At 76.6% G+C, this 13,321-nt stretch carries 3 protein-coding genes; all 3 read right to left on the bottom strand.

Annotation, left to right across the window (positions count from 1 at the left end; genetic code table 11):
* Window positions 1-117: 117 nt before the first annotated feature.
* The 3 genes from ACFV61_RS29825 to ACFV61_RS29815 all read right to left on the bottom strand — a co-directional run bounded on the left by ACFV61_RS29825 (window position 118) and on the right by ACFV61_RS29815 (window position 13,232).
* Window positions 118-630 (bottom strand): GNAT family N-acetyltransferase, encoded by a 513-nt coding sequence (locus tag ACFV61_RS29825; protein ID WP_380377005.1) that lies wholly within the window; start codon window positions 628-630, stop codon window positions 118-120.
* A gap of 45 nt (window positions 631-675) precedes the next feature.
* Window positions 676-879 carry an MbtH family NRPS accessory protein gene (locus ACFV61_RS29820; RefSeq protein WP_063350451.1) on the bottom strand — a complete coding sequence of 68 codons (204 nt, stop codon included), beginning with the start codon at window positions 877-879 and terminating at the stop codon, window positions 676-678.
* Between the two features lie 92 nt (window positions 880-971).
* Complete coding sequence (locus ACFV61_RS29815; protein WP_380494972.1) at window positions 972-13,232, bottom strand: amino acid adenylation domain-containing protein; 12,261 nt, start codon at window positions 13,230-13,232, stop codon at window positions 972-974.
* Between the last annotated feature and the right edge of the window lie 89 nt (window positions 13,233-13,321).

Here is a 13,321-nt window from a genome sequence, read left to right as displayed (position 1 = left end):
TTTGTGGGCGCCAGCTTCATTTTTTTATAAGCCCCTGGGTTGCGGGGGCACGCCCGTCCCCGCCCGGGGGCGCGACCGGCCGCGCCGGGGGCCGCGGTCATACCCGGCCGGGCCCGGTCAGGCCTGGCCGGTCGTCGAGAGCGCCACCACCTTCGTCACCGAGCCGTCGTCCCCGACGACGTCGCGCAGGTGCCGGAAGCCCAGCCGCCGGGACATCGCCAGGCTCGGGGCGTTCTCCGCGCCCACCATGCCGTAGACCTCCTTGAGCCCCAACTCGTCGGCGGCGTACCGGATCAGGCCGCGGACCACCTCGGTACCCAGGCCCCGGCCCCAGAACTCCGGGGCGAGGGCGGTGACCAGCTCGTGGCCGTCGACGTTCCCGGTCTTCTTCACCTCGGCGTGGCCCGCGTACCTCCCGTCCAGCCACAGGCCCCACACGTCGAAGAGCTGCTGCGGGTACACGTCGGTCAGGATCGCGCGGAACAGCGCGCGGATCTGCGGCTCGGGGACCAGGTCCTGGCCCATCCAGCTGCACACGTCAGCGTTGCGGAGGAGGGAGACGAAGGCGTCCTCGTCCTCGGCCCGGTAGGGGATGAACTCCAGGTGTTCGGTGCGCAGCGAAGGGGTCACGGTCAGCTCCTCGGGGTTGTCGTGGGACGGAAGTACTGCGGCCGGTCAGGATCCGGCGTTCTCCATGCGCTCGCGCAGGCTCCGCGGCCGCATGTCGGTCCACACCTCGTCGACGTAGGCGGTGCACTCCGCCTCGGTGCCCTCCTGGCCGACGGGCTGCCAGCCGGCGGGCACGTCGAGGTCGACCGGCCAGAGGGAGTACTGCTCCTCGTCGTTGCGCAGCACCTGGTAGCGGGTGTTCTCGTCCATGTCGTGCTCCTTCGTCGTTGTCGGGTTTCCAGCGGTGGTCTTGCGGCGGTGGTCTTGCGGCGGTGGTCTTTTCAGCGGCGGGTGGGCGGCCGTCACCGTCCTCCCCGGGCGTGCCGGGCGATGTGCCGCAGCGCCAGGGCGAACTCCTCGGCCGCCCGGCGCACGGTCGCCGTGTCGTGGAGGGCGGGGCGGTGGTGCCAGGTGAAGGCGAGGCGCCCGTGCTGCGCCGCGCCCACCACCTCCACCGGGTGCGAGCCGCCGTCGCGGGGGTCGTGGTCCTGCCCGAAGGAGCCGTGCTCGGCGCGGACCAGGCCGTCGCCGGCGGTCTCGGGCCGCGCGTCCCACTGGCCGAGGTAGTTGAAGACCACCTGGCCGTGCGCGCCGGCGGCGAGGCGCTCGCGGACCTCGGGCGGACCGAAGGTGCGCAGGGCGCCGAAGCCCAGCCCGTTGCCCGGCACGGCGCGCAGCTGGCGGCGGATCGACTTCACCAGGGCGCGCCAGTCGCGGTCCGGGCCGAGGTCCTCGGGGTCGGGGACGTGGAAGGTGACCGGGTGCATGGTGGTGAACCAGCCGACCGTGCGGGACAGGTCCACGCCCTCCACGACGTCCTCCCGGCCGTGCCCCTCCAGGTCCAGCCGGATCCGCTCATGGCCGGTCCAGCGGGCCAGTGCCAGGGCGAGGGCGGTCAGCAGCACGTCGTTGACGCGGGTGCGGTAGGCCGCCGGGGCCGCGCGCAGCAGTGCCTCGGTGTCCTCCTCGTCCAGTTCGACGGTGACCGTCGCGGTCTCGGCGGCACCGGGCTCGGCGGCACCGGGGTCAGCGGCACCGGGCTCGGCGGGTCGGCCGGGCAGGGCCTCGGCGGCGCTCACCGCCTCGTCCCAGTAGGGCAGTTCGTGGTCCAGGCCGCCGTCGGCGACATGGGCGGCGAGCCGGAGCGCCCAGTCCCGGTAGGAGGTGCCGCGCTCCCCCAGCGTGATCTGCGTGCCCAGGACGGCCTGCCGGTAGGCGCTCTCCAGGTCGTCGCGCAGCAGGCGCCAGGAGACGGCGTCGACGACCAGGTGGTGGGCGACCAGCAGCAGGAGCGCCGGGCGGTCCGGGGCGCCGGTGAACAGGGCCGCCCGCAGCAGCGGGCCCCGGGCCAGGTCGAAGCCGCCGTGCAGTTCGTCGGCCGCCTTGGCCATCGCCGCGTCGGCGGCCTCGGCGCTCTGCCCGGCCAGGTCGTACCGGACGAGGACGTCCTCGGCGGGGGCGGGCGGCGGGTTGAACTGGTGCCAGCCCGTCTCGTCGTGGGTGAAGCGCAGGCGCAGGGCGTCGTGGTGTTCGAGCAGGGCGTCCAGCGCGGCCCGCAGTGCCCGCGGATCGGGGTCGGCACCGAGTTCGAGCAGGGTCGACTGGTTGAAGTGGTGGTGGGCGGCGCGCGGGGTGGTCAGGAACCACTCCTGGATGGGGGTGAGCGGCACGTCCCCGGTGACCGGGCCGTCGTCCTCGCGGTCGGGGGCGGTGCGCACCACGGTGGCCAGTTCGGCCACCGTCTGGTGGGTGAACAGCTCCCGGGTGGCGAGGTACAGGCCGTCCCGGCGCAGCCTGGACACCACCTGCATGCTGAGGATGGAGTCGCCGCCGAGCAGGAAGAAGTTGTCGTCGGCGCCGACCTCCTCGATGCCCAGGACGTCGGCCCAGATCCGGGCGATCCGGCGTTCGGTGTCGGTGCCCGGCTCCCGGCGCGGACCGGCCGCGGCCTGCGCGGGCCCCGGTTCGGGCAGGGCCCGCCGGTCGAGCTTGCCGTTCGGGGTGAGCGGCAGCCGTTCCAACGGTACGAACACCGACGGGACGAGGTGCGGCGGCAGCAACCCGGCCAGGTGGGCGCGCAGTTCGGCGGCGGGCAGCCTCGCAGCGGCCTCGCCGTCGCCGTCTCCGGCCCCCTCCGGTGCGGCCCCGACCGGTACGGCACCGACCGCCGGGACGACGTAGGCGACCAGCCGGCCGGCCCCGGAGCCCGTACCGCTCCCGGGGGCGTCGGCGCGCACGGTGACGACGGCGTCGCGCACCAGGGGGCTGCGGCGCAGCGCGCTCTCGATCTCGCCCGGTTCGATCCGGAAGCCGCGCAGCTTGACCTGGTCGTCGACGCGGCCGGCGAAGCGCAGTTCGCCGTCGGCGTCCCGGTGGGCGAGGTCGCCGGTGCGGTACATCCGCTCGCCCGGCGCGCCGAAGGGGTCGGCGAGGAACCGCCCGGCCGTCAGCCCCGGGCGGCCGAGGTAGCCGCGGGCGAGGCCGGGGCCGGCCAGCCAGAGCTCTCCGGTCACACCGGGCGGCACCGGCCGCAGGGCGGCGTCCAGGACGTAGCTGCGGGCGGCGCCGCCGGGGCGGCCGATCGCGGGTGCGCCGGTGCCGGGCGACAGCGGGCCCGTCCAGGTGGCGACCACGGTGGCCTCGGTGGGGCCGTAGGCGTTGATCATCCGGCGGCCGGGGGCCCAGGTGTCGACCAGGTCGGCCGGGCAGGCCTCCGCCCCGACGACCAGGGTGCGCAGGGCGGGCAGGGTCGCGGCCGTCTCCGGGTCCACGGTGGCCAGGGCCGCCGGGGGGATCAGGGCGTGGGTGATGCGCCGTTCGGCCAGGACCTCGGCCAAGCGCTCGCCGACGAGCGGCCCTTCCTCCCCCGTGACCAGGGTGGCCCCGCTGAGCAGGGAGACGCACAGCTCCAGGACGGAGGCGTCGAAGCTGGGCGAGGCGAACTGGAGCACCCTGGCCCCGGGGCCGGCGGCGTACTGCTCGGCGGCGGCCGCCGCGAAGGCGGCGAGTCCGGCGTGGGTCACCAGGACGCCCTTGGGCGTGCCGGTCGATCCGGAGGTGTAGATGACGTAGGCCGGGTGTCCGGGGGTGAGCGCGGTGGCGCGGTCGGCATCGGTGGGCGCGGTAGCGGTGTCGCGGTCGGCATCGGTCGGCGCGGTGGCGCGGTCGGCGTCGGTGGGCGGGGTCTGCGGCCCGTCGGCGGACCACACCTCGGCCGGGTCGTCGAGCACCAGGTGGGCGCCCGCGTCGCGCACCATGAACTCCCGCCTGGGCGCCGGGTAGTCCGGGTCCACCGGGAGGAAGGCGCCGCCGGCCTTGGCCACGGCGAGCTGGGCCACCACCGCCGCCGCCGAGCGGGGCAGGGCGAGGGCGACCAGCCGCTCCGGCCCCACGCCGCGCCGGATGAGCCGGTGGGCCAGCCGGTTGGCCGCCCGCTCCACCTCGGCGTAGCTCAGCTCGCGACCGCCGTCGAGCAGCGCCACCGCGTCGGGGTTGCGGGCGGCCTGGCGCTCGAAGAGTTCGGCCAGGGTCGCCTCGGGGACGGGCCGGAAGGTGCCGCGCGCCCGGTCGAGTTCGGCCGCCAGCTGGTCGCCGCCGGCCAGCGGCAGCGCACCGATGGCGCGATCCGGGTCCTCGGCGACGGCGGTCAGCAGGGTGGCGAGCTGGCCGGCCATCCGCTCGGCCGTGGCCGGGTCGAACAGGTCGGTGTTGTAGGTGATCAGGCCGTGCAGCGCGCCGGAGTCGGCCTCCGCGAACTCCAGCGCGAGGTCGAAGGCCGCCTGCGTGGTGTCGGTCTCGACGTCGGTCACGTGCAGGCCCGGGAGGTCGAGGTCGGCGGCCGGGGTGTTCTGGAGGACGACCAGGGCCTGGAAGAGCGGGCTGCGGCTGGTGTCGCGCACCGGCTGCACCTCGTCGACCACGCGCTCGAACGGCACGTCCTGGTGCGCGAAGGCGTCCCGGACGGTCTGCCGGACCTCGCCGAGGAAGTCGCCGAAGGGCTGCCCGGGTTCCACCCGCGAGCGCAGCACCAGGGTGTTGACGAAGAAGCCGACGAGGCGCTGGGTCTCCGCCTGCTCGCGGCCGGAGGTGACGGTGCCGACGGCGATGTCCTGGTCGCCGCCGAGCCGGGCGAGGTAGGCCTGTGCGGCGGCGACCAGGGTGGTGAACAGGGTGGCGCCGCGCTCCTGGCCGACCCGGGCCAGTCGGCGGGCCGTGTCGGCGGGCAGTTCCAGGCGGGCGGTGGCCCCGTTGGTGGTGCGCACCGCGGGCCGGGGCCGGTCGGTGGGCAGGCGCAGCGTCGAGACGTCGGCCAACTGCTCCTTCCAGTAGGCGAGTTGGTCGGCCCCGGCGGCGCCGACCGTGCGCTGCCAGTGCGCGTAGTCGGCGTACTGCACCGGCAGCGGCGCCAACCGGTCTTCCTCGGAGCCGAGTTCGGCGCGGTAGAGGTGGGCCAGATCGGTGAGCAGGACGGCGGTCGACCAGCCGTCGGTGACGATGTGGTGCAGGGTCAGGGCCAGCACGTGGTCGCCCTCGCCCAGCCGCACCAGGGCGGTGCGCAGCAGCGGTCCGCGGCGCAGGTCGAAGGGGCGGGCCCGCTCGGCGGCGAGCAGGCCGCGCAGGGCCTCCGCCCGCGGCTGCGACGGCAGGCCGGACAGGTCGTGCAGCGGCAGCGGCACGTCCTGCGGCGGGTGGACGAGCTGGACGCCGTGGCCGTCGACACTGTCGAAGGTGGTGCGCAGCGACTCGTGCCGGGCCGCGAGGGCGCGCAGGGCCGCGCCGAGGGCGTCGGTGTCCAGGGCGCCGCGCAGGCGCAGCGCGAGCGCGGTGACGTACTCGGCGCCGCCGGGCGCGAACTCCTCCAGGAACCACAGGCGTTGCTGGGCGTACGACATCGGCGCGGCGCCGTCGCGGGCGACCGGGAGGACGGGCGGGCGCCCCTGGCCGCCCGGGCGGCCCTGCTCCTCGGTGAGCAGGCGGGCCAGGCCGGCCGGTGTGGGGTGGTCGAAGACGGCGCGGGGGGTGAGGTCGGCGCCGAAGGCCTCGGCCAGGCGGGCGGCGAGCCGGATGCTGAGGATGGAGTCGCCGCCCAGCTCGAAGAAGCCGTCCTCCACGCCGGGCGGCCGGATGCCCAGGACGTCGCCGAAGACCTCGGCGGTGCGGCGTTCGGCCTCGGTGCGCGGCTCGACCCGCGCGCGGCGTCCGCTCCCGTGCTCCTCGTCCGGCGCCGGGAGGGCCGCCCGGTCGACCTTGCCGTTGCGGCTCAGCGGGAGGGCGGCGAGTGGGACGAAGGCGGCGGGGACGAGGTAGTCGGGCAGCGCGCGGGCGGCGAAGGCCCGCAGTTCCTCGGGTTCGTCGCCCGCCGGGCCGACCAGGTAGGCCACCAGGCGCCGGGCGCCGGGCCGGTCCTCGCGGGTGACCACGGCGACGTCGGTGACCTGGGGGTGGCGGGCGAGCGCGGCCTCCACCTCGCCGGGTTCGACCCGGAAGCCGCGGATCTTCACCTGGTCGTCCGCGCGGCCCAGGAACTCGACGGTGCCGTCCGGGCGCCGCCTGGCCAGGTCACCGGTGCGGTACATCCGGGCGCCGGGCGGTCCGGAGGGGTCGGCGAGGAAGCGGGCCGCGGTCTCGCCGGGCCGGCCCAGGTAGCCGCGGGCCACGCCCTCGCCGGCCACGTACAGCTCGCCCGCGCAGCCCGGCGGGACGGGCCGCAGGAGCCGGTCGAGGACGTGCACGCGGCGGTCGTCCAGGGGGTGGCCGATCGGCAGGGTGTCGGGCACCGCCGCCGCCTCCGCGACGGCGTGGGCGGTGGCGAAGGTCGTGGTCTCGGTGGGCCCGTAGCCGTCCACCACGGTCAGCCCGGGGCAGGCCGCCAGGACGCGGCGCACCGCGGCGGCGGGCACCACGTCCCCGCCGGTCCACAGCGTGCGCAGGCCCGCGAAGCAGTCCGGCGCGTCCTGGGCGAGCAGCCGGAAGAGCCCGGCGGTGAGCCACAGCGCCGTCGGCCCGTCCGGTCCGGCGAGCCGCCGCAACAGGGCGGCGTCCACCGGCCCGGCGGGGGCGACGAGCACGCAGCCGCCGCCCAGCAGCGGCGCCCAGACCTCGAAGGTGGCGGCGTCGAAGGCGACCGGCGAGTGCAGCAGCACCCGGGCGCAGCGGCCGTCGGCGAAGCGGCTGTCGGTGGCGAGCGAGGCCACGTCGCGGTGCCGTACCGCCACCGCCTTGGGCACCCCGGTGGAGCCCGAGGTGAACATCACGTACGCCAGCCGGTCGGGGTCGGCGGGCGGCAGGGCCGCCACCGGCGCGGCCGCGCCGGTGCGCGCGGCGGCTACCTGCTCGGCGGTGAGCCGCAGGGCGGCGCCGACCTGGTCGAGCAGGGCGCGGCGGCGCTCCTCGGGGGCCCGGAGGTCGACGGGCAGGTAGGCGCCGCCCGCCTTGAGAACGGCCAGCTGGGCGGCGACGAGTTCGGCGGAGCGGTCCATCAGCAGCGCCACCCGGCCTTCGGGGGCCAGGCCGTCGGCCAGCAGCCGGGCCGCCAGGCGGTCGGACCAGTCGTCGAGCTGGCGGTAGGTCAGTTCGCGGTCGCCGTCGCGCACGGCGGGCGCGCCCGGGGTGCGCCTGGCCTGCTCGGCGAAGACCTGGAGCGGGCTGCGCGGCGCCGCCGGGCGGGCGGTGCCGTGCCAGGAGGCCAGCTGCTCCCGGTCGGCGGGGGTGAGCCGGTCCAGCTCGGCGAGGTCGCCGTCGAGGCCGTCGGCGAGGGCGGTGAGCAGCAGGACCAGGCGGTCGGCCGCGCCGTGGGCCGTCCGGTGGTCGAAGAGCGCGGGGTCGTAGGCCAGGTCGAAGCCGAGCCGCTCGGCCAGGTGGGCGCGCAGGCACCAGGGGAAGGTGGTGGCGTCGTCGGCGCGCACCTCGACCACCCGCACCCCGGTCCGGTCGGCGGCCGACTCGTCGACGGGGTAGTTCTCGAAGACCGCCATGCTGTCGAACAGCGGCTCCCCGGCGGGCAGGTCGCTCAGGGCCTGGACGCGCGGCAGGGCCAGGTGGTCGAAGCGGCGGCCGTCGCTCTGGCGTTCCTGGAGTTCCCGCAGCCAGGGCAGCACGCCGCCCGAGGGGATCGGGACCCTGGTCGGCACGGTGTTGATGAACAGGCCGATCATCGACTCGACGCCGGGCAGTTCGGCCGGGCGCCCGGACACGGTGGTGCCGAAGACCACGTCGTCGCCGCCGCTGTAGCGGGCCAGCAGCAGCGCCCAGGCGCCCTCCACCACGGTGTTGACGGTCAGTCCGGCAGCGGCGGCGTTCTCGCGCAGCCGGCGGGAGAGCGTCTCGTCCAGTTCGCGGTGGGCGGCGGCGCTGGAGCGGGCGCGGTGGGCCCGGGTCGGCGGGCGGTCGTACGGCAGCGGGGTCCGGCCGGTGAATCCGGCCAGCAGGCCGCGCCAGTGGGCCTCGGCCGCCTCCTCGTCCTGGTCGTGCAGCCAGCCCAGGAAGTCGGCGAACGGCCGTCGGACCGGCCGGGGCGCCTGCGGGCCGCCGGTCAGCGCGGCGTACTCCTCGCACACCTCGGTGAGCAGCTGCCCGGTGCTCCAGCCGTCCAGGATCAGGTGGTGGGTGGACCACAGCAGCAGGACCTCGTCGCCGGGCAGCGCGGCCAGGGTCAGCCGGGTGAGCGGCGCGGTGGCGAGGTCCATCCCGGCGGCGCGCTCCTCGGCGAGCAGCCGCTCCGTCCGGTCGGCGCGCTGCCCGGGCGTCAGGCCGCGCCAGTCGAGGTGGCGGACGGGCAGTGCGGCGTGCCGGGCGACCACCTGGACGGGGTGCGGCAGACCGCGCCAGTGAACGCTGGAACGCAGTGCCGGGGTGCGGTCGGCGACCTGCTGCCAGGCCTCGGCGAAGGCCCGCGGGTCGGCGACGCCGGCCAGGCGCACCGCGATCCGGTCGACGTAGGCGCCGTCGGCGTCGACGAGCCCGTGGAAGAGCATGCCGGACTGCAGCGGCGTCAGCGGCAGCACGTCGTCGGTCTCGCGCCCGTCGCCGACGAGCCGGTCCAGCCGGTCCTGGTCGAGGCCGGCGAGCGGGAAGTCCGACGGGGTGCGGCCGCCGGCGTCCGGGCGGGCGCAGTGCGCGGCCAGCTCGTGCAGCGCGGCGCCCATCTCCTCGGCGAGCCCGCGGACGGTCGCCTCGTCGTAGACGGCGGCGGGGTAGGTCCACGCCAGTTCGAGGCGGCCGTCCTGGACCGCGCCGATGATGTCCAGCAGGTAGGGGCGGGGCTCGTCGGGGTCGGTGTCGCGACCGGCCGGGGGCAGCGCGCCGCGGACCAGGCCGTCGGCGCCGCCGCGGGTGTCCCACTGGCCGTGGTAGTTGAAGCCGATCTGCGGCGCCGCCGTGCCGGTCAGCGGGCCGCCGGGCCGCAGGTGGCGCAGCGCGCCGTGGCTGAGTCCGCGCAGCGGGACGGCGCGCAGCTGCTCCTTGACCGAGCGCAGGGTGTCGTGCCACCCGGCGTCGGGGTCGACGCGCAGGGCGAGCGGGAACTCTGCGGTGAACCAGCCCACCGTCCGGGAGAGGTCCAGGTCCTCGAAGAGGTCCTCGCGGCCGTGCCCCTCCACTCCGACCAGCACGGTGTCCCGGCCGCACCAGCGGGCCAGGGTGCGGCCCAGGGCGCTGAGCAGGACGTCGTTGACCTGGGTGCGGTAGACCTCGGGGACGCGGCGCAGCAGCGCCTCGGTGGTCCGCTCGTCCAGCGTCACCTGGACGGTGGCGGCGGTGGCGTGGGTGTTGGAGACGGGGGTGTTGGGGGCGGGGGCGTTGGGGCCGTCGGTGTCAGGGACGGGGCGGCCGGCGGGCAGGTCGGCCGGGGCCGCGCCGGTGCGCGTCCAGTGGCCGAGGTCGCCGTCCAGGGCGCCGGCGCGGGTGTGCCGCTCCAGCCGGGTGGCCCAGCGGCCGTAGGACGTGCCGGTCGGCGGCAGGGCGACGGGGGCTCCGGCGCGGGCCGTGCGGTACGCCGCTTCGAGGTCGGCCAGCAGGATGCGCCAGGAGACGCCGTCCACGGCCAGGTGATGGACGGTGAGGACGAGTTGGCCCGGCTGCCGGGGGCCGGGGTCGAAGAACAGGGCGCGCAGCACCCGGCCCTCGACGGGGTCGAGGGAGCGCTGGGCCTCGTCGGTGGCGCGCTGGACCTGCGCCTCCACGTCATGGCCGGTGAGGTCCGGGTGGCTGACGTCGTGCCGGGTGAAGACGCCGTCCGCCCCCTGGGGAAGCACCTCCTGGCGCCAACCGGCCTCGGTGCGGTGGAAGCGGGTGCGCAGGGCCGCGTGGTGCTCCACCAGGGCCAGCACCGCCCGGCGCAGGGCCGCCGGATCGGTGCCGGGGGCCAGTTCCAGGCGCTGGGTCATGGTGAAGCGCAGGGCGTCGCCGGGGCGGCGGCCGTCGAGGTACCAGTGCTGGATCGGGGTGAGCGGCGCCTCGCCGGGCTCGGCTTCGCCGATTTCTTGATGATCCGTCAGATCTCCTGCACGCAGCGCGAGTTCGGCGATGTTCTGGTGGCGGAAGACGTCCTTGGTGGTGAGGGCGAGCCCGGCGGCGCGGGCGCGGGAGACGATCTGGATGCTGAGGATGGAGTCGCCGCCGAGCGCGAAGAAGTTGTCCCGGGTGCCGACGCGCTCCACGCCCAGCACCTCGGCCCAGATCGCGGCGAGCCGTTCCTCGGCACCGGGCCGCGGCGCGACGTACGGGGTGGTGCGGTCGGGCTGGGCGGGCGGCGCGGGCAGCGCGCGCCGGTCGGTCTTGCCGCCGGTGGTCCGCGGTATTCGGGCCAACGGGACGAACGCGGCGGGCACCAGGTGGTCGGGCAGCGTCCGCCGCAGCCAGGTCCGCAGTTCCTCGGCGGTCGGCACGCGGCGGCCGGCGGGCACCGGGTAGCCGACGAGCACCGTACGGCCGGCGTGCTCGCGTGCGGCGACCGCGCAGTCGGCGACGTCCGGGTGGGCGAGCAGGGCGGCCTCCACCTCCCCGGGCTCGATCCGGAACCCGCGGACCTTGACCTGTTCGTCGGCGCGGCCCCGGAACTCCAGTTGCCCGTTCGCGTCCCAGCGGGCCAGGTCGCCGGTGCGGTACATCCGGGCCCCGGGCGGGCCGTAGGGGTCGGCGAGGAAGCGGGCGGCCGTCAGTCCGGGCCGGTTCAGGTAGCCGCGGGCGACCTGGTCCCCCGCCAGGTACAGCTCCCCCGGCATGCCGGGCGGCACCGGCCGCAGGGCGCCGTCGAGCAGGTAGGCGCCCAGGTTGCGGCCGGGGCGGCCGATGACGGGGCGCTCGGGGTGGTCCGCGCACCGGGCGTAGGCGGCGTCGACGGTGCACTCGGTGGGCCCGTACATGTTGTAGGCGGTGACGCCGAGGTCCGCGTGCGCCGCGCACAGCTCCCGCCAGGTGGCGGCGGGGACGGCCTCGCCGCCGACCAGCAGCAGGCGCGGGTGGTGCGGGCCGGGGGCGAGCAGTCCGGCGGCGGTGAGTTCGCGCAGGAAGGAGGGGGTGACGTTGACCAGGTCCAGGCGGCGGTCGACGACCTGGGCGCAGAACGCCTGCGGGTCCAGCCGGACGTCCTCGTCGATCAGGTGGAGCTCCTGGCCCAGTGCGAGCAGCAGCGGGCCCTCCCAGCTGGTGTCGAAGGAGAAGGAGGCGCTGAGCGCGGCCCGCAGCCGCGTCCCGTCGGCGGTGTGCGGCGCGACCAGGCCTTCCTGGTGGTCCCGGCAGAGGTTGACCAGCTGGCGGTGTTCGACGACGACGCCCTTGGGGCGGCCGGTCGAGCCGGAGGTGTGGACGAGGTAGGCGGCGTGCTGCGGCAGCAGGGGGGCGGTCCGCTCGGCGTCGGTCAGGTCGTGGGCGGGCAGCGCCGCCCACGGCACCTCGCGCAGGGTCTGCCCGGTCAGCACCACCCGGGGCCGGGTGTCGTCGAGGAGGAGGGCGGCCCGCTCCTCGGGCAGGTCAGGGTCGACGAAGAGCAGGGCGGCGCCCGCCTTGAGCACCGCGAACAGCGCGACCAGCAGGTCCGAGGTGCGCGGCAGCCGGACCGCGACCACCTGTTCCGGGCCGGCGCCGAGGGCGGCGAGGTGGCGGGCGAGCCGGTTGGCCCGCGCGTTGAGGGCGGCGAAGTCGAGGGTGGCGTCCCGGGCGACCAGGGCGGTGGCGTCCGGGGTGCGGGCGGCCTGCGCCTCGAACAGGGCGGGGAAGGTGGTGTCCGGCGCGGGCAGCGGCGCGCCCCGCCCCTGCCGCAGCACCCGGCGCCGTTCGTCGGCCGTCATCAGCGGCAGCGCCCCGACCGCCGTCTCCGGCGCCTCGGCCACGGCCTCCAGCAGGGTGCCCAGCCGGCCGGCCAGCTGCTCGGCGGTCCTCGCGTCGAACAGCCCGGTGTTGTACTCCAGGTAGCCGGTCAGGCCGCCGTCGCGCTCGACGAAGTCGAAGGACAGGTCGAAGGTGGCGCCGTGGACGGGCGGGGTGACCGGCTCCACCGTCAGGCCCGGCAGGTCCGGCACCTCGGCGCCGAGGTTGTGCAGGGCCACCATGACCTGGAAGAGCGGGGTGCGGCTGGTGTCGCGCTCCGGCTGGAGGGCGTCCACCAGCCGCTCGAAGGGCACCTCCTGGTGGGCGAGCGCCTCCAGGACGGTGCCGTGGGCGGCGGCCAGCAGTTCGCGGAACGACAGCTCCGGACGGACGGCGCCGCGCAGCACCAGGGTGTTGACGAACATGCCGACCACATCGTGGAGTTCGCCCTGCTCGCGGCCCGAGGTGACGGTGCCGACCGCGATGTCCTGCTGCCCGGACCAGCGGGCGAGCAGGACCTGGCAGGCCGCCAGGAGCGTGGTGTAGAGGGTGCCGTCGACCTCCCGGCCCCGTTCGCGCAGCCGCGCGGTCAGCCCGGCGGGCAGGGTGAAGGCGACCAGCGCGCCGTCCCGGGTGCGCACGGCCGGGCGTGGCCGGTCGGTGGGCAGCTCCAGCGGGGTCAGGCCGTCCAGGGCCCGGCGCCAGTGGGCGAGGTCCGCCTCGGCGAGGTCGGTGCGCGCGCGCTGCCAGGACGCGTAGTCGGTGTAGCGCACGGGCAGCACGGGCAGCCGTGGCGGGCGCCCCTCGCGGGCCGCCGCGTACAGCTCGCCCAGGTCACGGCCCAGGACGCCCATCGACCAGCCGTCGGTGGCGATGTGGTGCACGGCCAGCGCGAGCACGTGCTCGTCCGCGGCCGTCCGGACCAGCCGGGCCCGCAGCAGGGGCCCGGTGGCCAGGTCGAACGGGGTGGCGGCGATCCGCTCCAGCAGCGCGTCCAGGGCCGCCGGGGGCGCCCCGGCGAGGTCCTCGCACGGCAGCTCGACCGGCTGCGGCGGGCGCACCACCTGCCGGGCGCGGCCGTCCCGCTCGGCGAAGGTGGTCCGCAGCGCCTCGTGCCGGGCGACCAGGGCGTCCAGGGCGGTGCCCAGCGCGGCCCGGTCGAGCGCTCCGCGCAGGCGCAGCACGGACAGCGAGGTGTACTCGGTGCTGCCCGGCTCGAACCGGTCGAGGAACCAGAGCCGCTGCTGGGCGTACGACAGCGGCGGCGGGGGCGCCCGGGGCCCGGGCGGGGTGTAGGTGGGTGCCGGGGGCCCCCCCCCCCGGGGCGCGCGCGCGGCGCGGGAGCGCC

It is taken from the genome of Kitasatospora sp. NPDC059817 (assembly GCF_042731835.1).
Classification (GTDB): Bacteria; Actinomycetota; Actinomycetes; order Streptomycetales; family Streptomycetaceae; genus Kitasatospora.
This window is presented reverse-complemented; position numbering and strand designations above follow the sequence as displayed.